This window comes from Streptomyces sp. NPDC037290 (assembly GCF_055603245.1).
Map to the genome: position 1 here is coordinate 50,819 of NZ_JBVJVZ010000012.1, position 23,849 is coordinate 74,667.

At 71.8% G+C, this 23,849-nt stretch carries 17 protein-coding genes, 1 other RNA gene and 1 pseudogene; 12 read left to right on the forward strand and 7 right to left on the reverse strand.

Annotated features, from left to right (window positions below; translation table 11 throughout):
* The 5 genes and pseudogenes from ACZ7HQ_RS32400 to ACZ7HQ_RS32420 all read right to left on the reverse strand — a co-directional run.
* Positions 1-918: pseudogene (locus ACZ7HQ_RS32400) on the reverse strand (glycosyltransferase family 2 protein); the annotation flags it as partial.
* A gap of 157 nt (positions 919-1,075) precedes the next feature.
* Complete coding sequence (locus tag ACZ7HQ_RS32405; RefSeq protein ID WP_470997686.1) at positions 1,076-1,915, reverse strand: carbohydrate ABC transporter permease; 840 nt, start codon at positions 1,913-1,915, stop codon at positions 1,076-1,078.
* On the reverse strand, positions 1,912-3,192 hold the full coding sequence (locus tag ACZ7HQ_RS32410) for a carbohydrate ABC transporter permease (protein WP_470997962.1): 1,281 nt from the start codon (positions 3,190-3,192) through the stop codon (positions 1,912-1,914). The genes ACZ7HQ_RS32405 and ACZ7HQ_RS32410 overlap by 4 nt, the downstream gene beginning before the upstream one ends.
* Positions 3,193-3,265: 73 nt before the next feature.
* Positions 3,266-4,648: an ABC transporter substrate-binding protein gene (locus tag ACZ7HQ_RS32415; protein ID WP_470997688.1), complete on the reverse strand. Its 1,383-nt coding sequence runs from the start codon at positions 4,646-4,648 to the stop codon at positions 3,266-3,268.
* Positions 4,649-4,812: 164 nt separating this feature from the next.
* Positions 4,813-8,409: an FHA domain-containing protein gene (locus ACZ7HQ_RS32420; RefSeq protein WP_470997691.1), complete on the reverse strand. Its 3,597-nt coding sequence runs from the start codon at positions 8,407-8,409 to the stop codon at positions 4,813-4,815.
* A 359-nt stretch (positions 8,410-8,768) separates the two neighbouring features.
* On the opposite strand from ACZ7HQ_RS32420, the gene ACZ7HQ_RS32425 reads away from it, so the two are divergent.
* The 4 genes from ACZ7HQ_RS32425 (at position 8,769) to ACZ7HQ_RS32440 (ending at position 14,235) form a co-directional block, all read left to right on the forward strand.
* On the forward strand, positions 8,769-10,460 hold the full coding sequence (locus ACZ7HQ_RS32425) for a serine/threonine-protein kinase (protein ID WP_470997694.1): 1,692 nt from the start codon (positions 8,769-8,771) through the stop codon (positions 10,458-10,460).
* Positions 10,461-10,594: 134 nt separating this feature from the next.
* Positions 10,595-11,818 (forward strand): serine/threonine-protein kinase, encoded by a 1,224-nt coding sequence (locus tag ACZ7HQ_RS32430; RefSeq protein WP_470997697.1) that lies wholly within the window; start codon positions 10,595-10,597, stop codon positions 11,816-11,818.
* A gap of 123 nt (positions 11,819-11,941) precedes the next feature.
* Positions 11,942-13,048, forward strand: coding sequence for a peptide chain release factor 2 (gene prfB / locus ACZ7HQ_RS32435; protein WP_470997700.1), 1,107 nt, complete (start codon positions 11,942-11,944; stop codon positions 13,046-13,048).
* Between the two features lie 293 nt (positions 13,049-13,341).
* On the forward strand, positions 13,342-14,235 hold the full coding sequence (locus ACZ7HQ_RS32440) for a hypothetical protein (RefSeq protein ID WP_470997703.1): 894 nt from the start codon (positions 13,342-13,344) through the stop codon (positions 14,233-14,235).
* Positions 14,236-14,325: 90 nt separating this feature from the next.
* Here ACZ7HQ_RS32440 and ACZ7HQ_RS32445 read toward each other — a convergent pair whose 3' ends face one another.
* On the reverse strand, positions 14,326-14,517 hold the full coding sequence (locus ACZ7HQ_RS32445; RefSeq protein WP_023550109.1) for a hypothetical protein: 192 nt from the start codon (positions 14,515-14,517) through the stop codon (positions 14,326-14,328).
* A 237-nt stretch (positions 14,518-14,754) separates the two neighbouring features.
* On the opposite strand from ACZ7HQ_RS32445, the gene ftsE reads away from it, so the two are divergent.
* From ftsE to ssrA, 5 genes are all read left to right on the forward strand, one after another.
* Complete coding sequence (gene ftsE / locus ACZ7HQ_RS32450; RefSeq protein ID WP_031159396.1) at positions 14,755-15,444, forward strand: cell division ATP-binding protein FtsE; 690 nt, start codon at positions 14,755-14,757, stop codon at positions 15,442-15,444.
* A 34-nt stretch (positions 15,445-15,478) separates the two neighbouring features.
* Positions 15,479-16,396 carry a permease-like cell division protein FtsX gene (ftsX, locus tag ACZ7HQ_RS32455; protein ID WP_470997706.1) on the forward strand — a complete coding sequence of 306 codons (918 nt, stop codon included), beginning with the start codon at positions 15,479-15,481 and terminating at the stop codon, positions 16,394-16,396.
* A 67-nt stretch (positions 16,397-16,463) separates the two neighbouring features.
* Positions 16,464-17,636 carry a S41 family peptidase gene (locus ACZ7HQ_RS32460; protein WP_470997709.1) on the forward strand — a complete coding sequence of 391 codons (1,173 nt, stop codon included), beginning with the start codon at positions 16,464-16,466 and terminating at the stop codon, positions 17,634-17,636.
* Positions 17,637-17,705: 69 nt separating this feature from the next.
* Positions 17,706-18,248, forward strand: a complete 543-nt coding sequence (smpB, locus tag ACZ7HQ_RS32465) for an SsrA-binding protein SmpB (protein ID WP_351249980.1) — start codon at positions 17,706-17,708, stop codon at positions 18,246-18,248.
* A 113-nt stretch (positions 18,249-18,361) separates the two neighbouring features.
* Positions 18,362-18,730, forward strand: a transfer-messenger RNA (tmRNA) gene (gene ssrA, locus ACZ7HQ_RS32470).
* 89 nt (positions 18,731-18,819) lie between these two features.
* On the opposite strand, the gene ACZ7HQ_RS32475 is transcribed toward ssrA, so the two are convergent.
* Positions 18,820-20,013: an MFS transporter gene (locus tag ACZ7HQ_RS32475; protein WP_470997712.1), complete on the reverse strand. Its 1,194-nt coding sequence runs from the start codon at positions 20,011-20,013 to the stop codon at positions 18,820-18,822.
* 85 nt (positions 20,014-20,098) lie between these two features.
* Here ACZ7HQ_RS32475 and ACZ7HQ_RS32480 point away from each other — a divergent pair, with 85 nt between their 5' ends.
* The 3 genes from ACZ7HQ_RS32480 to ACZ7HQ_RS32490 all read left to right on the forward strand — a co-directional run bounded on the left by ACZ7HQ_RS32480 (position 20,099) and on the right by ACZ7HQ_RS32490 (position 23,832).
* Complete coding sequence (locus ACZ7HQ_RS32480) at positions 20,099-21,064, forward strand: LysR family transcriptional regulator (protein ID WP_470997715.1); 966 nt, start codon at positions 20,099-20,101, stop codon at positions 21,062-21,064.
* Positions 21,065-21,214: 150 nt separating this feature from the next.
* Positions 21,215-22,585, forward strand: a complete 1,371-nt coding sequence (locus ACZ7HQ_RS32485) for a nitrate/nitrite transporter (RefSeq protein ID WP_470997718.1) — start codon at positions 21,215-21,217, stop codon at positions 22,583-22,585.
* 86 nt (positions 22,586-22,671) lie between these two features.
* On the forward strand, positions 22,672-23,832 hold the full coding sequence (locus ACZ7HQ_RS32490; protein ID WP_470997722.1) for a uroporphyrinogen-III synthase: 1,161 nt from the start codon (positions 22,672-22,674) through the stop codon (positions 23,830-23,832).
* The last annotated feature ends 17 nt before the right edge of the window (positions 23,833-23,849 follow it).

Genomic DNA, 23,849 nt, shown 5'->3' on the forward strand with positions numbered 1-23,849 from the left:
GACGAATCAAACGGGGATATTCCACCGACGCATAGGGTTTCGGGGGACGTGGTAGTGTTTGGAGTGGGCGCGCGCCAGGTCGAGGTACACCCCCCCCCCCCCCCCCCCCCCCCGGCCCCGCTTGGTGAACACCGTCGCGTAGTGGTCGATCATGCGGCGGAACAACTCCGGGCGCCACCGCGCCAGTTCGGGCCGCTCCTCGACGTACGTGAACACCCTCTCGTACTGCTCGAACAGATCGAAGTGCCTGCGGCTGGTGGTGCCGAGGATGTTGCCCTGCCGGCGCTGCCGGTAGTGCACGCACACCCGGTCGAGCGTGGCGATCGACTCGGCCGTCATCAGCACCGGGAACGTCCAGGGGGTGTCCTCGTAGTAGCCCGGCGGGAACGTGAAGCCGTGCTCCTCGACGAACTCCCGCCGGTAGGCCTTGTTCCAGGCCACCATCAGCACCCTGAGCAGCCCCGGCCGGTCCTCCAGGCGGAACGGCGCGGGGCCCTGCTCGGTGAGCTGGTCGGCGGCCTGGTTGCGGACCGCCCGGCCGTCCCAGTACGTGCGCGCGTAGTCGTACACCAGGACGTCCGGCTCGCCGGTCTCCTTGATCCGGTCGGCGATCGAGCGCAGCGCGTCCGGGGTGAGCGTGTCGTCGCTGTCCAGGAAGACCAGGTAGTCGCCCCGCGCCTCGGCCACGCCCGCGTTACGGGCCCGCCCGAGGCCCTGGTTCTCGGCCAGGTGCACGGGCCGTACGCGCGCGTCACGAGCCGCGTACTCGTCGATGAGGGCGCCGCAGGCATCCGGTGAGCAGTCGTCCACGGCGATCAGTTCCAGATCGGGATACGACTGCGAGAGCACCGAGTCCAGGCACTCGGAGAGATACGCCTGGACCTTGTACGCGGGGACAATGACACTGAACCTGGGCACGGGACATCCAAGGGTCGTCGGTCGGCGCGGGGTTTCTGACCGGGAACGGCCGATGGAGTGAATTGGTTACGGTTCGTACGGCATATGGGGGACATGGGGTGAACGCGAAGGGGCGGGCCGCTTAAGGCCCGCCCCTTGAAAAGTGTCCCCTTTGTAACTACTTGACCGCGCCCGCCATCACCCCGGACACGAACTGCCGCTGGAACGCGAAGAACACCGCCAGCGGAATCACCATGGAGATGAACGCGCCCGGCGCCAGCACGTCGATGTTGTTCCCGAACTGCCGCACCTGCGTCTGCAGCGCGACCGTGATCGGCTGGGTGCCCGACTTGGTGAACACCAGCGCGACCAGCATGTCGTTCCACACCCACAGGAACTGGAAGATGCCGAGACTCGCGATCGCCGGCCCGCCGAGCGGCATCACCACCCGTGCGAACAGCCGCAGTTCACCGGCGCCGTCGAGCCGGGCCGCCTCCAGCAGCTCGCGCGGGATCTCCGCGAAGAAGTTCCGCAGCAGGAACACCGCGAACGGCAGACCGAAGCCGGTGTGGAACAGGATCACCCCGAGGATCGTCCCGAACAGGCCGATCCGGCCGAACAGTTCGGCGATCGGGATCAGCGCCACCTGCACCGGCACCACCAGCAGGCTCACCACGCCCAGGAACCACCAGTCCCGGCCCGGGAACTCCATCCACGCGAACGCGTAGCCCGCGAGGGAGCCGACCACGACCACCAGGACCGTCGCCGGGACCGTGATCAGCACGGTGTTCCAGAGGGAACGGGTGATGTCGCCGTTCTCCAGGAGCTTGCGGTAGCTGTCGAACGTCAGCTGGGACGGCTTGGCGAACACCTTCCACCAGCCGCTCGCGCTCATGTCCTCGGGGGCCCGCAGCGAGGAGATGAGCAGCCCGACCGTCGGCACCAGCCAGAACAGGCCCACGACGATCAGGAACACACGGACCAGACCACCGTTGATCTTCTCCAGCAGCCAGGTCATCGCCGCACCTCCCGCCGCAGCCGGCGAATGTTGAACGCCATCACCGGGATCACCAGCACCAGCAGCAGCACCGCGATCGCGCTCGCGACGCCCGGCTGGTTCTCCGCGAAGCCCTTGCGGTACAGCTCCAGGGCGAGCACGTCGGCGTCGTCCTGGGAGGAACCCGGCGCGATGATGTAGACGAGGTCGAACACCTTCAGCACGTTGATCATCAGCGTGACGGTGACCACCGCGAGGACCGGCGCGAGCAGGGGCACGGTGACCTTGCGGAACACCTGCCACTCGGTGGCGCCGTCCACCCGCGCCGCCTCCAGCAGCTCCCGGGGCACGCCCGCGAGGCCGGCCGCGATCAGCACCATCGCGAAGCCCGCCCACATCCACACGTACGCCCCGATGACCGCGGGGGTGACCAGCGCCGGGCCGAGCCACTCGACGCCGTTGTACGGCTCCCTGAAGTTGGCTGCCGGAAGCCGGAGCCGGGCCCCGTCGGCGGACGCGGGCAGGGTGAAGGTGCCGTCGCCGGCCGCCTCGGTGGAGGCGACCACCTTGCCGTCCTTCACCGCCTCGATCCGCATCCCGGCGTAGCCCAGCTCGGACGGGTCGGGCGCGCCGAGCCGTCCGACGCCCTTGCCGCGGGTGAAGTCCTGCCAGGTGGTGCCGGTGATCTTCGCCGGCTCCGGCCTGGCGGCCACGGCCTTCTTCGCACCGTCCGGCATCTGGTCCGGGGCGACGCCGACGAGGGGCAGGGCGACCGGCCGCCCGGCGTGCACCGTGGCCTTCGTGAGGAAGCCGCCACCCTCGGCCACGAGCGGCGACTCGCGGCCCGGATGGGCCTTCGGGAACGCCGACGACTGGGCGAAGGTGTCATGCACGCCCACCCACACCGCGTTCGCGACGCCCTTGTTCGGATCCTGGTCGTACACCAGCCGGAAGATGATCCCGGCCGCCAGCATCGAGATCGCCATCGGCATGAAGACGACCAGCTTGAACGCCGTGCCCCAGCGCACCCGTTCGGTCAGCACCGCGAAGACCAGACCGAGCGCGGTGGACACCGTGGGCGCGAACACCACCCAGATCACGTTGTTCTTCAGGGCGGTGCGGATGCCGTCGTCGGTGAAGAGGGTCCGGTAGTTGCCGGCGCCGGCGAAACCGTCGCCGTTCGCGTTGTAGAAGCTGCGGATGACCGAATACCCGATCGGGTAGACCACGAGCGCGCCGAGCAGCACCAGGGCGGGCAGCAGGAACAGCGCTGCCACGGTCTTGCGGGTGCCGGTCACGCTCTTGCGACCGCGGGGCGCGGCGGGGCCCGGTGGGGCCCCGGCCGCCGCTGCTGCCGACGCCATCGCCGGATCAGCTCCCGCTTCCGTACGCGGCCGCCGCGTCCTTCTCCAGCTTCGCCTGGGCGCCCGCCACGTCCGCCGGGTTCTTCAGGAAGTCCTGCAGGTCCTTCCACTCACCCTTGCCCGGGGTGCCGCCGAAGGCCTGCGGGGCCTGATCGGACATGTCGAAGCGGAAGTCGTCACCGGACGCGATCAGCGCCTTGGCGATCTTCTGCTGCACCGCGTTCGGGTACGCCGAGACCGGCACGTTCTTGTTCGGCGAGAGATAGCCGCCGAGCTTCGCCTGGATCGTCGCCGCGTCCGGGGAGGCGAGGAAGGTGACCAGAGCCTGCGCCGCCTTGGAGTCCTTCAGGATCACCGCCGCGTCACCGCCGGACACCACGGGTGCGGTGGAGCCGACCGCAGGGAACGGGAACACCTTCGCGTCCGTGCCCACCTTCGCCTTGGTCTCCCCGATGTTGACCTGGACGAAGTCGCCCTCGTAGACCATCGCGGCCTTCGGCTGGTCGCCGCCGGTGAAGGTCTGGGTGACCGAGGCCGGGAACTCGGTCTGCAGCGCGCCGTCCTGGCCGCCCGCGAGATAGTCCTTCCGGCCCCAGATCTGCGCCAGCGTCGTCAGCGCCTGCCTGACCGAGGGATCCGTCCATTTGATCTTGTGCTGGGCGAGCTGGTCGTACTTCTGCGGGCCCGCCTGGGACAGGTACACGTTCTCGAACCAGTCGGTCAGCGGCCAGCCGTCCGCGCCGGCCACCGAGAACGGCGTGACCCCGGAGTCGTACACCGCGCCCGCCGCGGTCAGCAGGTCCTTCCAGGTCTTCGGCTCCTTGGCGTTCGCGTTCTCGAAGACCTTGGCGTTGTACCAGATCAGCGACTTGTTGGCGGCCTTGTAGTAGACGCCGTACTGCTTGCCGCCGACCTTGCCGATGTCCTGCCAGCCCTGCGAGTAGTTCTTCTGGAGCTCCTGCAGGGCCTCGGACCCGAGCGGCTTGGCCCACCCGCGCTGTACGGCCTGCTTGATGGCGCCGGGCTGCGGCAGCAACGCCACGTCCGGCGGCTGGCCGCCCGCGATCTTCGAGCCGAGGAAGTTGATGATCGGGTCCTGGGCGGGCACGAAGGTGACCTTCGCGCCGGTGCGCTTCTCGAACTCGGCCAGCACCTGCTTGAAGTTCTTCTGTTCCTGGCCGGTCCAGACGGCGGCGATCTCCAGGTTCGCGCCGTTCAGTTTCGGCAGGGTGACGGTGGAGCCGGCCGGGGCGGGCTCCGTCCCGTCCCCGCTGCCCTTCTTGCCGCTGTCACTGCTGGAGCAGGCGCTGAGCGCGAGGGCTCCCGTGAGCAGTGCGGCGAGTGTGGTGACGGTCCTGCGTGTCCGGATGGTGCTGCTCATGCTGCGCATCACTTCCCCGTTCGTCGTTCTTCGTTGAACGTCAGAACTCTGTCCGTGCGCTCCGGTGTACGCCGCGCCGCACAAGGGCGGCAAGAGCGCCTGCGCCGTCCGGCGGCTCATCGTGACCGGCTCGTGATCAGGGAGGTATGCGTGTCGGTTCCGGCTGTTTCCGGTCAGAGCAGCGAGGGCACCTCCGCTGCGGACACCTCCCGCGCCGCGCGCTGCACCGCACTCGCCAGCAGGGCCAGGTCGGTGGGGCCGTTGCCCAGCTCCCGCACGGGCCGGCGGGCCGGGGGGTCGCCCATGCGCTGCCAGTCCAGCGGCACGACCGTGGGCCGCTGGGTCGCGGTCCGCGGGATACGGCCCGTCACCCGGCCGCCCTGGAAACCGACGACCCGCCCGTCCGGGTACGTCAACCGCCCACGCCCCGGCGCCGGTTCGTCCGGCCCCTGGCCCGGGGCGTCCAGGACGACCCGCAGCGTGGCCCGGCGCGCCGGGTCCGTCTCCGCCGTACGGCCACCCGGCCCGGCCGTCGCCACCAGATGCACACCCAGCCGCTCGCCCTCCCGGGCCACTGCCTCCAGCGCGCGTATCACCGACCCGGCGGCGGGCCGGCCCGGCGAGCCGAGCGGGGGCGCGATCAGGGCGTCCAGGTCGTCGACGACGACCACGAGCCGCGGCAACGGCGGTGCGGCCTCGGCCTGCCGCCGCGCCGCCGCTCCCGGCCGCAGCCGCAGGGTGGAACTGGGCGGCGTCTCTATGTCACCGCTCGACGGCGTGCGCTGCGCCACGATCCGGCCCGACACCTCACGCCCCGTGTGCCACTGCGCGAAGTCCGTCCGGCCCAGCAACTCCGCCCGCCGCTTCAGCTCGGCGGTCAGCGACTGGGCGAACTCCCGCATGCGCACGGGGTCGTTGGCGATGAGATGGGTGGTGACGTGCGGTATGTCGGTGCACACCCGCAGCCCTTCACCGCGCGCCGCGCCCGCCCCGACCCCGTCCCGTCCGTCGATCAGCACCACGCCCAGCCGGTCCGGCCGCTCGGCCGCGGCCAGCGAGGCCACCACGGCCCGCAGCAACTCCGTCCGACCGCTGCCGGCCGGCCCCTCGACCAGCAGCTGCGGCCCGTCGGCGACGAGGTCGACACCGACCGGCCCGCGCGGCCCGGCACCGAGCACGGCTCGCGCCCGGCCGCCGAGGGCCTGGGTGTCGTCCGCCGCGTCCGCCCAGCGCGCCATCAGCGACGCCGGGGTGGCCCGGGCCAGCCCCAACTCGTCCAGCAGCCGCGCCGACTGGGGCAACGGGGTGGCCACCCGGGTGTCCCGCTCGCCGGCCGGGCCGTCCGGACGCAGCGGGGCCAGCGCCCGCGCGAACCGCTCCGCCCAGGCGGGGGAGACGGCGTCCACGGCCGCAAGGGCGCCCGCGCCGACGGGCCCGCTCGGCGCCACCCGCATCAGATGCAGCGCCGCCGCGACGTCCCCGCTGAGCAGCGCCACGGCACCGCAGTGCCGGAACGTCGGCGTCACCGCGCACGCGGCCTCGTACGTCACGGCCACGGGGGAGGCCGGCGAGGTGGGCTCGGTCTCGGCGAGACACACGACATGGATCCCGGCCCGCGGCCCGGCCACGGCCAGCCGCGCGACGGCGTCCCGCAGCGCGGTCCCTCCGGGATCCCCGTCCACGATGACAACGGTGTAGGGCCCGGGGAACCCACCGCCTCCCCCGACGTCCCTGTCCTCCTTGGCCCAGGAGGGCCGACGGGTGGGGGAGCCGGGGTGGCCGGAAAGGGACTCGTGGGCGGGGGTGCCGGGGGTGTGGGCCGCGGGGGCGGGGCCGCCGGAAACGGGCCCTTCGGCCGGGATGCCGGCCGTGCTGAAACGCTCGGTGGCGGTCTCCGGCCGGCCGGCCGGAGCGGGTGTGGCCCCGGGGAGACCGGCGCCCGGTCCGGACGCGGCCGTGCCGGACGGATCGCCGTGTCCGAAAGTGCCGGGGGCGCCGTCGGCCGGGGTCGTGCCGGAGGGCTCGACGGGTGCGGCGGCGACCGGCGTCGTACCGGGGACCCGCGCGGCGCCGGGGTGGGCCGCGCTTCTGCCGGTCGCCGCGTGGTCCTCCATCCGGCGCAGCAGTTCGTCCGTGCGGGCCGCCGCCTGTTCGCGGTCGTAGGCGAGCAGCAGCCGGCAGTCCTGGCCGTGGCCCGGCCGGACGTGCGGGAGCCAGCCCAGCCAGGACCACTCCGCCGTGCGCTCCTCCACGGGACGCGCCCGGTCGGCGCTGATCAGCACGATCTCCAGCAGGTCGGGGGAGTGCAGCGCGGCCAGCTGCGCCAGCACCGCGCGGGCCAGCCCGGACAGCCGGGGACGCGGACCGGCCAGGCCGAGGGCGCCCGCCTCGCGCAGTGCCGCCGTCACGGGCACCGCGGGCAGCACACCGGAGCCGTCCGGCGTGCTCCGGTCGGCCGTACCGAGCCGCACGGTCAGCGCCTCCGCGTGGTCGGGGCCGCGCTCCCACAGCCGGGGGCCGGGACCGAGCGCCGTCAGCAGCAGAGCGGCGGGATCGGGCCAGGTCTCGGGCTGCTGCCGGGGGGCTCCGGCCGCCGGGGCGGTCGGAGCGGGGGCCGTGGCGCCGTCGTACTCCTCGAGGCCGGCGGAGTGTTCCCCGCGTCCACCGGCAAGCTTGCGCGCCCAGGCGCCGAGCCCGCGCCGTCGCACGGCCTGGGGGGTGTCGATGCCCCGGACGGGAGTGCCCTTGCGGCCACTGCCCAGCGGCGCCTCGCCCGCCGCGCCGACGCCGAAGCGCCCCGCGTGCGTGTCCCCGCCGGAAGGGACACCGGGAGCCGCGCCGGCCGGCGTGGTCCGCGCGCCCCGCTGTTCGACCCACGGTGCCCCGGCCTGCCCCGGCACCACCGTGGCGTCCCCCCGCCGGTGTTCCTGGCCCCCACTGCCGGACGTCCCCCAGCCGGCAGAGCCATAGCCGTGCTGAACCGCCCCCACGGCACGCCCGCCGGTCCCACCCGCACCCGGCGACGCCGCCCGCACGGGTGCCGCGGGTGGGAAACCGGACCCGGCCGAGGGCCGGAGGTCCCCCGGCGCACCCGCCCCCGCTTCCCGGACGACCCGGAGGCACCCCTCGCCGTCGGAGACCGTCCGCGCCCCCGTCCCCCCGGCGGGAGCGACAGGAGTGACCCGGAGCGCCGACTCCCCGATCCGCAGCAGGCCCCCGGCAGGGAACCGCACCGGACGCGCGTCCACCCGCGTCCCGTCCAGCGTCGTACCGTTCGTGGAGCCGAGGTCGGCGACCGAGACGCGCCCGTCCGCGTCCACGGTCACCGCGCAGTGCAGCCGGGACACGTCGGGGTCGTCCAGCGGTACGTCCGCGTCGGCCGAGCGGCCCACGGTGATCCGGCCGCCGTGCAGCAGATGGACCCCGCCCGCGTCCGGGCCGGCGACGACATGCAGCTGGGTCGGCGCGTCACCCGGCTCGGGGTGCGGCTCGGCGGCGGCCGGAGCGCCCAGGGACAGCACGGCGCCGTCGACCAGCGGAGGCTCGCCGAGGGCGCAGCGGCGCGGGTCGAGCCGTTCGGTGCCGGCGTACAGCACGACGGTGGTGTTGGAGGTGTCGCGGCCCTCCCCGGTGACCGCCGCGGCCAGCGCCGAGGCGACCGCGGCCAGGTCCGTGCCCGTGGGCGCCGTGACCAGCACGTCGCGGCTCGCGGCGCGGCCCCGCTGCGGGGCAGGGCCCAGCGGGTCTACGACGGTCAGCCGGATCTGCATCCCCACCCCACACGAGCACGTCGGCCAGTACTTGAAGGCATCCTCGCACCCGCCACTGACAGCGCGCCCGGGACCCGGTGACAAGTGATCTTGATTGGTCGGCTGTGCCCCCAAAAGTGCCTGACCAGTGCCGTACCGGCGATCACTTGAGATCGGTCACGTCCGACTTCGGCAACCAGTGGACCGGGACGAGCGTCTTTCCGATGAACTCCTCGTTCCACCCCCGGCGTGTCGAACTGATCGAACATCTCGAACACGGTCGGGAACGCTTGCGTAGTGCTCTGAAGGGCGGCACTACAGTGGGGCGGAACACGGAATGCAGGCAAGCAAGCATCAGCAAGCAGCAGGGAGCGCGTGACGTGCGGCCAGTCGGCAGCAAGTACCTGCTTGAGGAGCCGCTCGGACGCGGCGCCACAGGCACCGTCTGGCGTGCCCGCCAGCGCGAGACCGCGGGCGCCGAGGCGGCCGTGGCCGGGCAGCCCGGCGAGACGGTCGCGATCAAGGTCCTCAAGGAGGAGCTGGCGAGCGACCCGGACATCGTGATGCGCTTCCTGCGCGAGCGCTCCGTGCTGCTCCGGCTCACCCACCCGAACGTCGTCCGGGTCCGCGACCTGGTCGTCGAGGGCGATCTGCTGGCGCTGGTCATGGACCTCGTCGACGGCCCCGACCTGCACCGCTACCTGCGCGAGAACGGCCCCCTCACCCCGGTCGCCGCCGCGCTGATGACCGCGCAGATCGCCGACGCGCTGGCCGCGAGCCATGCCGACGGCGTCGTCCACCGCGACCTGAAGCCCGCCAACGTGCTGCTCGCGCAGAACGACGGCCAGATGCACCCGATGCTGACCGACTTCGGCATCGCCCGCCTGGCCGACTCCCCGGGCCTGACCCGCACCCAGGAATTCGTCGGCACGCCCGCGTACGTGGCGCCGGAGTCCGCCGAGGGCCGCCCGCAGACCTCCGCCGTGGACATCTACGGCGCCGGCATCCTGCTGTACGAGCTGGTCACCGGCCGTCCGCCGTTCTCCGGCGGCACCGCCCTCGAGGTCCTGCACCAGCACCTGAGCGCCGAGCCGCGCCGCCCCTCCACCGTCCCGGACCCGCTGTGGACGGTCATAGAGCGGTGCCTGCGCAAGAACCCCGAGGAGCGGCCGAGCGCCGAGAACCTCGCGCGCGGCCTCAGGGTCGTCGCCGAGGGCATCGGTGTGCACGCGAACGCCGCGCAGATCGCCGCCGCCGAGGGTGTCGGCGCGCTGCTCGCGCCGGACCCGGCCCCGACCGCCGTCCCGGGTGTGCCCGGCGCCGCCGACCCCACCCAGGTCCTGCCGAACACCGGCCCGCGGGGGGCGTACGACCCGAACGCCGCGACCAGCGTGCTGCCGCACACCGGCGGCCCGCTCGGCGCCGCCGACCCCACCGCCGTACTGCCGAACACGGGCGCGGCGGACCCGACGGCGGTGCTGCCGAACACCGGCCCGCAGGGGCAGCAGCCCGACCAGCCGCACCCCTGGCAGACCCAGCTGCGCGCGGCCCGCGACCGCAACGAGCAGACGCAGATCCAGTACCTGTCCCCGGAGGACGACCCGCTGCGCCACCGGCCCCAGCGGCAGGTCGCCCGGCCCCAGCAGCAGCAGCCGCGCCAGGCGCCGCAGGGCCGCCCCCAGCAGCCGCAGCCGCGCGGCCGGCAGCAGGGGTACCAGCAGGGCTACGGCTACGCGCCCCAGCAGGCGCAGCAGCCTCAGCAGTACGCCCCGCCGCAGCAGCCGCAGCGCTACGCGCCGCCCGCGCCGGAACCGCAGCGGCCCGCGCGGGAGCCCCGCCCGCCGAGGCAGCGCAGCGCCAACCCGATGAAGATCCCGGGGCTCGGCTGCCTGAAGGGCTGCCTGTTCACGATCGTCATCCTGGTCGTGGCGAGCTGGCTGATCTATGAGCTGACCCCGCTGCACACCTGGATCGGCCAGGGCAGGAGCTACTGGCACGAGGTGAGTCACTGGGCCGGCCAGGCGAGCAAGTGGATCAAGGATCTGGGCGGCTCCTCCGGCGGGGGCAACTGACCGCCGGAACCGGTGAGAACCGGCCGCGAGTTTGCGGATTTGTCGACATCTGGCGGGTGATTTCCGTCTCCGCGGTGAAGGTTGGCTCGTTCGACGCGTAGTTTTAACGACAACACGCGTCTGTAGGAGCAGTCTTGGCACGGAAGATCGGCAGCCGGTACACCGCGAACCAGATCCTGGGGCGGGGCAGCGCCGGCACGGTGTGGCTGGGCGAGGGGCCGGAGGGTCCCGTCGCCGTCAAGCTGCTGCGCGAGGACCTCGCCTCCGACCAGGAGCTCGTCGGACGCTTCGTCCAGGAGCGCACCGCCCTGCTCGGCCTGGAGCACCCGCACATCGTCACCGTGCGCGACCTGGTGGTCGACGGCAACGACCTGGCCCTGGTCATGGACCTCGTACGCGGCACCGACCTGCGCACCCGCCTGGAGCGCGAGCGGCGGCTCGCCCCCGAGGCGGCCGTGGCGATCGTCGCCGACGTCGCCGACGCGCTGGCCGCGGCCCACGCGGCCGGTGTCGTGCACCGGGACGTCAAGCCGGAGAACGTGCTCCTCGACATGCAGGGCCCGCTCGGCCCCGGCGGTGCCCACCCGGCACTGCTCACCGACTTCGGCGTCGCCAAGCTGATCGACACGCCCAGGCGCACCCGGGCCACGAAGATCATCGGTACGCCGGACTACCTGGCCCCGGAGATCGTCGAGGGCCTGCCGCCGCGCGCGGCCGTGGACATCTACGCCCTCGCGACCGTCCTGTACGAGCTGCTGGCCGGCTTCACCCCCTTCGGCGGCGGGCACCCCGGCGCGGTGCTGCGACGCCACGTCACCGAGACCGTCGTACCGCTGCCCGGCATCCCCGAAGAGCTGTGGCAGCTGATCGTGCAGTGCCTGGCCAAGGCGCCCGCGTCCCGGCTGCGCGCCTCGGAGCTGGCGGCGCGGCTGCGCGAGCAGCTGCCGACACTGGCGGGCATGTCCCCGCTGGACGTGGACGAGCCGGACCTCTCCGAGGAGGCGGCCGAGGAGCCCCCGCCGCCGGCCCCGCACGGTGAGCCGGTACGGCGGCGGGGGGCGGTGTCCCTCGTCCCCGGCGCCAAGCCGGACTCCAACCGGGACACGCACACCTCGATGAGGGTGCCGGCGCCGGACGAGCTGGCGGGCGGCGCGCACGGCACGGCTCGTGCTCCTCGCGCGTCCGGCGCGCCCAGGCCCGGCTCGGCCCGCCACCGCGCGGCGGTGCGGCGGCGCAGGGTGACGCTGGGGGTGGCCGGGGCGGTCCTCGCGGCCGTCGTGGGCGTCGGCGCGTGGCTGGCGTCCACCGACGGGGACGACCGGCCGGCCCCGGCCACCCACAGCACGTCGGCACCGTAGGCGCAGCGGTCACCGATCTTTCCCCCGCCTGCCCGCCTGCCCGCCTGCCCGCCTGCCCGCGCCTGTCCCGGTCGGCCGGAGAGCTCGGCAGAGAGTGCTTGCGGCAGCCGTTACGCTGGATGCGTGGCAGTCGTCGATGTATCCGAAGAGCTGAAGTCCCTCTCCTCGACCATGGAGTCGATCGAGGCCGTCCTGGACCTCGACAAGATGAGGGCAGACGTCGCCGTGCTCGAGGAGCAGGCGGCCGCGCCGTCCCTCTGGGACAACCCGGACGAGGCGCAGAAGATCACCAGCAAGCTCTCCCACCTCCAGGCCGAGGTCAGGAAGGCGGAGGCGCTGCGCGGCCGGATCGACGATCTCGCCGTCCTCTTCGAGATGGCCGAGGAGGAGGACGACCCGGACACCCGCGCCGAGGCCGAGTCCGAGCTGGCCTCGGTGCGCAAGGCGCTGGACGAGATGGAGGTCCGCACCCTCCTGTCCGGTGAGTACGACTCCCGTGAGGCGCTCGTCAACATCCGCGCCGAGGCCGGTGGCGTCGACGCCGCCGACTTCGCCGAGAAGCTCCAGCGCATGTACCTGCGCTGGGCCGAGCAGCGCGGCTACAAGACCGAGCTGATCGAGACCTCGTACGCGGAAGAGGCCGGCATCAAGTCGACCACCTTCTCCGTCCAGGCGCCGTACGCCTACGGCACCCTCTCCGTCGAGCAGGGCACGCACCGCCTCGTGCGCATCTCGCCCTTCGACAACCAGGGCCGCCGTCAGACCTCCTTCGCGGGTGTCGAGGTGCTCCCCGTCGTCGAGCAGTCCGACCACGTCGAGATCGACGAGTCCGACCTGCGGATCGACGTCTACCGCTCCTCCGGCCCCGGCGGCCAGGGCGTCAACACGACCGACTCCGCGGTCCGCATCACGCACCTCCCGACCGGCATCGTGGTCTCCTGCCAGAACGAGCGCTCGCAGATCCAGAACAAGGCCACGGCGATGAACGTCCTGCAGGCCAAGCTGCTGGAGCGGCGCCGCCAGGAGGAGCAGGCCAAGATGGACGCCCTCAAGGGCGACGGCGGCAACTCCTGGGGCAACCAGATGCGTTCGTACGTGCTGCACCCGTACCAGATGGTCAAGGACCTGCGCACCGAGCACGAGGTCGGCAACCCGGAGGCCGTGTTCAACGGTGAGATCGACGGCTTCCTGGAGGCCGGTATTCGCTGGCGCAAGCAGCAGGAGAAGTAACTTTGTCGACATGACAACTGCCGCCCGAGAGGCGGCAGTTGTCTTTTGTCTGGGTTTTACATCACACTCACAGCCTCCAACTCCCCTCAAACAGCGTTCCAGCGGACATTGCGCCCGCAACGCCCTTGACGTTGCTTTGAAAAATCGGAAGGGTGAGGCTCGGCATGCGTACGTCTGGGGCGCATGTGAACCGGGGGATCGAGACGCGCACTTCGTCGCCGGCTGCCTCCGTCGATCACGGCACGCCCCACGCGCCGCCTCATTGACGAACAGCTACTGGGGGTAGCAACCACATGACGAAGAAGACGCGGATCCGGGTCGCGCGGATAGCCGCCGGCGCCGTGATCGCGGCCGGTGCGTCACTGACCGCCGCCGGCGCGGCCTCCGCCCTGGACCTCAACGTCCAGGCGGGCCCGATCAGCCTGGGTGCGCACGCAGGCGGCGAGGGTGACGACGGCGGCACCGACGGCGGCTGCCCGATCGCCGTCTGCACCACGGACGGTGGCACGACCGACGGTGGCACCACGGACGGTGGCACCACCGACGGCGGCACCACGGACGGTGGCACGACCGACGGCGGCACGACCGACGGTGGCACCACGGACGGTGGCACCACCGACGGTGGCGTCGGCGGCACCGTCACCATCGGCGGCACGACCGACGGCGGCACGACCGACGGTGGCACCACGGACGGTGGCACGACCGACGGTGGCACCACGGACGGTGGCACGACCAACGGCGGCACCACGAACGGTGGCACGACCAACGGCGGCACGACCAACGGTGGCGGCACCAATGGCGGCGGCACCAACGGTGGCACGACCAACGGTGGCACGACCAACGGCGGCACGACCAACGGTGGCGGCACCAATGGTGGCGGCACCAACGGTGGCTCCGGCAACACGGGTGGCGGCAGCAGCACCGATGGCTCCTCCAGCACCGGCGGCAACAACGACACTCCGCAGGGTGGCAACAACAACGCCTCGCAGGAGGAGGGCTCCTCGCAGCTCACCGACACCGGCTCCGACACCCAGGCCCAGGGCAAGGGCAACGGCAAGCAGCTCGCCGAGACCGGTGCCGGCCAGACCGCGTTCCTGGTCATCGGCGCCGCGACCATGATCGCCGGTGGCGTCGGCTTCCGTGTCCTGCCGCGTCTGGTGAACGGCCGTGGCGGCGCTGCGGCCTGAGCGTAACCCCACGGTCACGCTGCGCACGCGACGCGCATGCTGAAGGGCCCGGAGCTCGGCTCCGGGCCCTGAGGCTTTTTCAGACTTTTCTCACGCGGTCTGGTGCGCCAGCAGCGCCACCGCGGCGATCAGCACCGCCAGCAGGGCGATCAGCGCCATCGGGTTCACCCCGCCCAGAAAGCCCTCTTGCTGCAGTCGCTCGCGATTGGCACGGCACACCGGGCACCGGCCCTCGCTCACGGGCGCCGCGCAGTTCGCGCACACCAACCGGTCGTACGTCATGCGCTCGCCCTCCTTGCACCGGCAGTCACATGTATCAACGCTTGGGGGAACGAGAACGTTCCCCCTCCACTGTGCCAGGTTCCCGGGGAGCGTGCGCGGGCCCCTGAAGAGAGCGGAGAGAACGGCGGCCAGGACAAAAACGTACAAGCCTTACCCAACCTCGACCTGCGACTGCACTTGCACACCCGCTTCGCGTATGGTCACGCTCATCTACCCCCGGCGACCCGTGGTGCATCCGTGATCCGATTCGACAACGTCTCCAAGGTCTACCCCAAGCAGACCCGCCCCGCACTCAGGGATGTCTCCCTGGAGGTGGAGAAGGGCGAGTTCGTGTTCCTCGTGGGGTCCTCCGGCTCCGGAAAGTCCACCTTCCTGCGGCTCGTCCTCCGCGAGGAGCGGTGCAGCCACGGCCAGGTGCACGTCCTGGGCAAGGACCTCGCCCGCCTCTCCAACTGGAAGGTGCCGCAGATGCGCCGCCAGCTGGGAACCGTGTTCCAGGACTTCCGGCTCCTGCCGAACAAGACCGTCGCGGAGAACGTGGCCTTCGCCCAGGAGGTCATCGGCAAGTCCCGCGGCGAGATCCGCAAGTCCGTGCCGCAGGTGCTCGACCTCGTCGGGCTCGGCGGCAAGGAGGACCGGATGCCCGGCGAGCTGTCCGGCGGTGAGCAGCAGCGCGTGGCCATCGCGCGGGCCTTCGTCAACCGGCCCAAGCTGCTCATCGCCGACGAGCCCACCGGCAACCTCGACCCGCAGACCTCCGTCGGCATCATGAAGCTGCTCGACCGGATCAACCGGACGGGCACCACGGTCATCATGGCGACACACGATCAGAACATCGTGGACCAGATGCGCAAGCGCGTCATCGAGCTGGAGAAGGGCCGCCTCGTCCGCGACCAGGCCCGCGGCGTCTACGGCTACCAGCACTAAGCAAGTTCACGACGGAAAGGCTCGACCAGACGCCATGCGCGCCCAGTTCGTCCTGTCGGAGATCGGTGTCGGTCTCCGCCGCAATCTGACGATGACCTTCGCCGTCATCGTCTCGGTCGCCCTGTCCCTGGCGCTCTTCGGCGGCTCGCTGCTGATGAGCGACCAGGTGAGCACCATGAAGGGCTACTGGTACGACAAGGTCAACGTCTCGATCTTCCTGTGCAACAAGCACGACGCGGACTCGGACGTCAACTGCGCCAAGGGCGCGGTAACCGAGGACCAGAAGAAGCAGATCCTCTCCGACCTGCACAACATGCCGATCGTCGAGAAGGTCGCGTACGAGTCGCAGGACGAGGCCTACAAGCACTACAAGGAGCAGTTCGGCAACTCTCCGCTGGCCAGTTCGCTGACGCCGGACCAGATGCAGGAGTCGTACCGGATCAAGCTCAAGGACCCGCAGAAGTACCAGGTCATCGCGTCGGCCTTCAACGGGCGCGCCGGTGTGCAGTCCGTGCAGGACCAGAAGGGCATCCTGGACAACCTCTTCACGCTGCTGAACCTGATGAACCGGGGCGCGCTCGGCGTGATGGCGCTGATGCTGGTCGTCGCGCTGCTGCTGATCGTCAACACCGTGCGCGTGTCGGCGTTCAGCCGCCGGCGTGAGACCGGGATCATGCGTCTGGTCGGTGCATCGGGCTTCTACATCCAGGCGCCGTTCATCGCCGAGGCCGCGGTCGCCGGGCTCATCGGCGGCGGACTCGCCTGCGTGGCCCTGGTGGTCGGCCGGTACTTCACGATCGACCACGGCATGGCCCTGTCCGCCAAGCTCACGCTCATCAACTTCGTCGGCTGGGACGCGGTGTTGACCAAGCTGCCGCTGATCCTCGCCACGAGCGTGGTGATGCCGTCCCTGGCGGCGTTCTTCGCGCTGCGCAAGTACCTGAAGGTGTGACGCATGCCAAGAGGGCCGTACGGACATCCGGCCGTACGGCCCTTCGCCTTGTCCTAGACTCACCGCCATGTCAGGCCGAGACCTGTTCTGTCAGCCCCGTCGCTTCCGCCGCGGGGCCGCCCTGACATTGGTCTTCGCCGGCGTCCTGGTCACCGGCGCCGCCACCGGCTCCTTCCCTCAGACCGGTGCCCCCGCGCGCAGGGCCGCATCCGGGCCCGTGCCTTCGCCCACCCGGCACGAGGACGTCCAGAAGGCCGCCGCCGAGGCGATGGCCGACGGCAAGTCCCCGATGGAGGCCGCCGAGCGGGCCGTCAGCCGCAGCGGGGACCGCTGGGGCGCCGTCTACTCCGAAGGCGAGTACCAGGAGTTCCAGGACGCCCTCGACGGCCGGTACACCGGCGTCGGGCTGTGGGCGCGCAGCGCACCGGACGGCCGGATCGAGGTGACCCGGGTGCAGCCGGGCTCGCCCGCCGCCGAGGCCGGGGTCCGCACGGGCGACCGGCTGCGCAGCGTCGACGGCAGCGAGGTCGACGGGCGGCCGGTCACCGAGGTGGTCTCTTTACTGCGCGGCGACACGCACGACGCGGCAGCGGGTACGACCGTCACCCTCGGCCTCGAGCGCGGCACGCGCGCGTGGACCGAGAAACTGCGGCGGGCCAGCCTGTCCACCGACTCCGTGACCGTGCGCAGACTGCCCGGCGGGGTCACCGTCATCAAGATCGCCGCGTTCACCAAGGGCTCGGGGGACGCCGTCCGTACCTCGGTGCGGCAGGCCCCGGCCGACGGCGGGATCGTCCTCGACCTGCGCGGCAACTCCGGCGGCCTGGTCACGGAGGCGGTGGAGACCTCCTCTGCCTTCCTGGACGGCGGTCTGGTCGCCACCTACGACGTCGACGGCGCCCAGCGCTCCTTGCACGCCGACCCCGGCGGCGACACCACCCGGCCCCTGGTCGCCCTGGTCGACGGGGGCACGATGAGCGCGGCCGAGATGCTCACCGGCGCCCTGCAGGACCGGGGCCGCGCGGTGGTGATCGGCTCGCGGACCTTCGGCAAGGGCTCCATTCAGATGCCGACGAAACTCCCCGACGGCTCGGTGGCCGAGCTGACCGTCGGCCACTACCGCACGCCCTCGGGCCACGCCGTGGACGGCCGGGGCATCACCCCCGACCTGGAGGCGGCACCGCGGGAGGCCCTGCCGCGGGCCGAAACGGTCCTCACCGGCCTGGGCGACCCGTCGTAGCCCCGTGTTAAACGGCTGTACGCACGGCCCCTCCGTAGTGCGAAAATGGTCGGCACTATGAGCAAGGGAATGTACGTACCGAAGGAGTCCCAGCCCAAGCAGGGCGGCGGGGCCGCCAAGGCCAGGGACGGCGAGAAGGGCGGCAAGCGCAAGATCGTCGCCCAGAACAAGAAGGCCCGGCACGACTACGCGATCATCGACACCTACGAGGCCGGGCTCGTGCTCATGGGCACCGAGGTCAAGTCGCTGCGCGAGGGACGGACCTCGCTGACCGACGGCTTCGTCCAGATCGACCGCGGTGAGGCCTGGCTGCACAACGCCCACATCCCCGAGTATCACCAGGGCAGCTGGACCAACCACTCCGCGCGCCGCAAGCGCAAGCTGCTCCTGCACCGCGAGGAGATCGACAAGCTGGAGTCGAAGTCCCAGGAGACGGGTCACACGATCGTGCCCCTCGCCATCTACTTCAAGGACGGCCGGGCGAAGGCCGAGATCGCTCTCGCGCGGGGCAAGAAGGAGTACGACAAGCGGCAGACGCTGCGGGAGAAGCAGGACCGGCGGGAGTCGGACCGGGCGATCGCGGCGGCGAAGCGCAGGCAGCGCGGCCTCTAGCCGGCCGCCCGCCGGGAATAGGCTGGCATCGTCGTGCGTTGGTCACGTACGATGGCACCGCACTCCACAGCGGGTGCGCGCCCCCTCCACGGAGGGGATTGAAAAATCAACATGGGGATGATCGGTTTCGACAGCGGCTGTCGAAGCAGGGGAAGCGTGTCGAGGAAGCGGCAATGATCTCGTAAACCATATGTCGCAAAAAATAATCGCCAACACCAAGCGCGATTCCTTCGCCCTCGCTGCCTAAGTAGCGACTTGCGAAGTGTCAGCCCGGGGCTGTTCCCGACCCGGATCCTGGCATCAGCTAGGGAACTAAACCTTGATCCCGGTCACGGGGTGAAAAGGGAAACCAAACAGTGACTGAGCCCGTCGGCGACTTGTTCGCGTGATCGCCGGGGCTGAGAAAATCACAGCGAACTGCACACGGAGAAGCCCTGATTCCGCACCGTTGGACGCGGGTTCGATTCCCGCCATCTCCACAAAACCCCTCCGGGGGTTCACCCCATGTGGGCAAGGCCCCGTCGCTTTCGAGCGGCGGGGCCTTTGCCGTTCCCCGCGCCCCTTCCGGGGCTCATCGCACCCCGCTCGCGCGGGTGAGCGAAGCCAACGCCAGAGCGAGTGTCGCGGCGCCCGCCGGGACGGCGTACCCGAGCGTGGGGGACAGATGATCGGCCGCCCAGCCTCCGGTGGCCGAGCCGCACGCGATCCCCGTGAGCAGGGCGGTCACCACCAGGCTCATTCCCTCGTTCAGGCGGTCGGCGGGGGTGCGTCGCTGCACCAGGGTCATGGCCGTCACCATCGTCGGCGCCGTCGCCATGCCCGCCACCAGCAGCGCACCCGCGAGCACCCACAGGGAACCGGTGACGCCGGCCGCCGCCCACGGCAGAGTCATCAGCGCGGCCATCGCGGCCAGACAGCGGCCCAGCCGAACGCCCGCCGGCTTCCGGGCGCCGTACACCAGGCCCGCCGCGCACGACCCCGCCGCCTGGAGCGCGAGTACGGCACCGGCCGCCGCGCGGTGTCCCTGCGCGTCGGCGCAGGCGATCGTGACGACCTCCATCGAGCCGAACACCGCGCCGGTCGCGAGGAAACAGGCCAGCAGCGGCGGTATGCCCGGGCTGCGCAGCGGCGAGGGCGCCTGTGAACGGGCCCGCGGCGGCGGCTCGGTGGCCCGCTGGGCGGTGAAGAGGAGCATGCCGGCGAGCAGCAGCCCCGAGCCCGTGAGCGTGCCCGCCTCCGGGAAGAACGTGCCGGTGAGGAAGGAGGCCAGCACCGGCCCGAGCATGAAGCACAACTCGTCGGCGGCCTGCTCGAAGGAGTTCGCGGTGTGCAGCGCGCCGGGGTCGTCGCACAGCAGATGGGCCCAGCGGGCGCGGGACAGGCCACCGATGTTCGGGGTGGCCGCGGTGAGGGCGTACGCGGCGAAGAGGGTCCAGTCGGGGGCGCCGTAGCGCACGCACAGCAGCAACGCGAGGCTGCCCAGCACGGCCGCGAACGTGGCCGGCACGGCGACCCGGGCCTGCCCGTGCCGGTCGACGAGCCGGGCGATCCAGGGCCCGGCCAGCGCGGTCGCCACGAGTCCGGTCGCGGTGACGGCACCGGCCAGGGCGTACGAGCCCCGCGCACCGGCGATCATCACCACGGCGCTCACGCTGAACATGCCCATGGGCAGCCGGGCGAGGAGGTTGCCGGTGGTGAAGGCGCGGGTGCCCGGGAGGGCGAAGAGGCGGCGGTAGCCGCTGGTGGCGGATATGAAGGAGGGCATGTGAGCCACTCTCGCCCGGGGTGGATCAAGGGGTCCAACACCTTCTCGACGCCGATTGACGCACCTGTGTTGTAAGTTCGCCGTCATGCCCGCCGACCTGGACCCCCGTCTCCTGCGCGCCTTCGTCGCCGTGGCCGAGGAACTGCACTTCACCCGCGCCGCGGCCCGCCTGTACGTCGCCCAGCAGGCACTCAGCCGGGATGTGCGGCGACTGGAGCGGGAGCTGGGCGCGGAGCTGTTCGTGCGGACGACCCGGCAGGTGACGCTGACCGCGGACGGTACCCGTCTGCTGCCGCACGCCCGGCGGGTCCTTGCCGCCCAGGACGACCTGCTCGCCGCCTTCGCCCCCGGCCGGTCCCGCCCGCTGCTGGTGGACCTCAACTCGCCGGGCCTGGTCACCGGCCGCCGGGTGCTGCACCGGGCCCGTGAACTCGCCCCCGACTGCGAGCTGATGGCCCGCTACGAGAGCGGTCTCACCGGAGCCGCCGCCGATCTGCTGGCGGGCCGGCTGGACGCCTCCTTCGGCCGTTTCGCCGGCCTGGACCCCGCGCTGCGGTCCGCGCTGGAGCAGCAGCCGGTGCGCTACGAGCCGATGGCGGTCGTGCTGCCCGAGGACCATCCGCTGGCCGCCCTCCCCGAGGTGCCGCTGGCCGCGCTGGCCGGCGAGACGGTGTACGCCGGTGCCGGCAACCCGCGCACCCGGGAGTGGACCGACCTGGCGTGCCGGCTGTTCGAGGGCCGCGGCATCCGGGTCGCGGAGCCCCTCCCGCCGGCCGTCGGGGAGGAGGAGTTCGAGCGGATCATGGCCAAGACGCGCCATCCGGTGCTGGCCGTGGTGGACTTCCCGGACATGCCCGGCGCGGTGCGCCGGCCCCTCGTCGACCCCGTCCCGCTGTCGCCGGTCTCCCTGGTGTGGCGGAAGGGGGCGGCCCATCCCGCCCTGGACGCGCTGCGCCGGGCGGCGGCCGAGCTGGCGAGCGCGCAGGGGTGGCTGCGGCGGCCTGCCGGGGCATGGATTCCGGCCGTCGACGTCGACGACGCCCGTCCGTGAGCGCGGGCCTCACCGACCGGTCCGCGGCCCCGTGAGAGCAACGTTCCCTTCCGGTCACTCACAGCCACAGGCCGGAAACGCGCCCTCCCTACCTTCGGGCTGAGCCACTCGTATGGCAGACCGAGCAGCCGGAGCCCCCGTGGAGGCGTGATGACAGCCCCAGCCCCAACCCGTCGCAGTGGCCGCTGGATCGATCACTGGGATCCGGAGGACGAGGGATTCTGGAAGGCGACCGGGCAGCGGATCGCCAACCGGAACCTCTGGTTCTCCGTCCTGTCCGAGCACATCGGCTTCTCGGTCTGGACCCTGTGGTCCGTCCTCGTGCTCTTCATGGGCCCCGAGTACGGCCTCACCCCCGCCGACAAGTTCCTGCTGACCTCGATGGTCACGCTCGTGGGCGCGGTCGTCCGCGTCCCCTACACCTTCGCCGTGGCCGTCTTCGGCGGCCGGAACTGGACGATCATCTCGGCGAGCCTGCTGCTCGTGCCGACCGTGGCCGCGTTCACGGTGATGACGCCGGGCACCTCCTTCACCACCTTCCTCCTGGTCGGTCTGCTGGCCGGCATCGGCGGCGGCAACTTCGCCTCCTCCATGACCAACATCAACGCCTTCTTCCCGCTGAGGAAGAAGGGCTGGGCACTCGGCCTGAACGCGGGCGGCGGCAACATCGGCGTGCCCGTCATCCAGCTCGCCGCCCTCGCCGTCATCGGCGCGAGCGGCGGCCCGCGCGTGCTGCTGGGCATCTACATCCCGCTGATCGTCGTGGCCGCGATCCTCGCCGCGTCCTTCATGGACAACCTGGCGACGGTCAGGAACGACACCGGCGCGGCCAAGGACGCCGCCAGGGACGGCCACACCTGGATCATGTCGTTCCTCTACGTCGGCACCTTCGGCTCCTTCATCGGCTACAGCTTCGCCTTCGGCCAGGTCCTGACGAACCAGTTCGGCCGCACCCCGCTCCAGGCGGCCTACCTCACCTTCATCGGCCCGCTGCTCGGCTCCCTGATCCGCCCCCTCGGCGGCTGGCTCGCCGACCGCTACGGCGGCGCCCGCATCACCCTGTGGAACTACGTGGGCATGGCCGCGGCCACCGCCGTCCTGATCGTCGCCAGCGAGCAGAAGTCGCTGCCGCTGTTCGTGTCCGTCTTCGTCGTCCTGTTCGTGCTCAGCGGGCTCGGCAACGGCTCGACGTACAAGATGATCCCGGGCATCTTCCAGAACAAGGCGCTGGCCAAGGGGCTGACCGGTGAGGAGGCCGTGGCCCACGGCCGCCGTCTCTCCGGCGCCTCGATGGGCCTGATCGGCGCGGTCGGCGCGCTGGGCGGCGTCGGCATCAACCTCGCCTTCCGCCAGTCCTTCCTCTCCTACGGCTCCGGCACCGGCGCGTTCGTCGCCTTCCTCGCCTTCTACGCCGTCTGCTTCGCGGTGACGTGGGCCGTATACCTTCGCCGCCCGGCGGCACAGGCCGCGCAAGCGGCAGCGGCGGAGACGAAGCCGCAGCTCAGCTATGCCAAAGTGTGACGTAACACCGGTGACATCAACCCGAACCGAGCCTGTCACGCGCCGTTGACAGGCTCGATTCGCGCGCCGGTCAGCTAGGAGAGCCCATGTACGACGAAGAGCAGCAGCCCGGAGCCCCCCAACACGGTCCGCTCGCGGGATTCACCGTGGGCGTCACCGCCGCGCGCCGGGCCGACGAGCTCGGCGCCCTGCTCCAGCGGCGCGGCGCCGCCGTCCTGCACGCCCCCGCCCTGCGCATCGTGCCGCTCGCCGACGACGGTGAGCTGCTCGCCGCCACGAAGGAGATCATCGGCCAAAGGCCGGACGTGGTCGTGGCCACCACGGCGATCGGCTTCCGGGGCTGGGTGGAGGCCGCGGACGGCTGGGGCCTCGGCGACGCACTGCTCGGCCGGCTGCGCGGGGTGGAGCTGCTCGCCCGCGGTCCCAAGGTCAAGGGCGCCATACGGGCGGCCGGCCTGACCGAGGAGTGGTCCCCGTCCTCCGAGTCCATGGCGGAGGTGCTGGACCGCCTCCTCGAGGAGGGCGTCGACGGCCGCCGTGTCGCCGTACAGCTGCACGGGGAGCCGCTCCCGGGGTTCGTGGAGTCCCTGCGGGCCGGGGGAGCGGAGGTCGTCCCGGTCCCGGTGTACCGCTGGATGCCCCCGGAGGACATCACCCCGCTGGACCGCCTCCTGGACGCGGCCGTCTCCCGGTCCCTGGACGCCCTCACCTTCACCAGCGCCCCCGCGGCCGCGTCCCTCCTGAACCGCGCCGAGGAGCGCGGTCTGCTGCCCGATCTGCTGTCCGCGCTGGTCCACGACGTCCTGGCGGCCTGCGTCGGCCCGGTGACCGCCCTTCCCCTCCAGGCGCACGGCGTGGACACGATCCAGCCGGAACGCTTCCGCCTCGGCCCCCTCGTCCAACTCCTCTGCCAGGAACTCCCGGGCCGCGCCCGCGCGTTGCCGATCGCCGGCCACCGGGTGGAGATCCGCGGCCACGCGGTCCTGGTGGACGGCGCCCTCAAGCCGGTCCCGCCGGCAGGCATGTCGTTGCTGCGAGCGCTGTCCCGGCGCCCCGGCTGGGTCGTACCCCGAGCGGACCTCCTGCGCGCACTGCCCGGCGCGGGCCGTGACGAACACGCCGTGGAGACGGCGATGGCCCGGCTGCGTACGGCGCTCGGGGTGCCGAAGCTGATCCAGACGGTGGTCAAGCGCGGCTACCGGCTGGCGTTGGACCCGGCGACGGACGCGAAGTACGCGGACGCGTAGGGGTGGTGGGCCGGCGG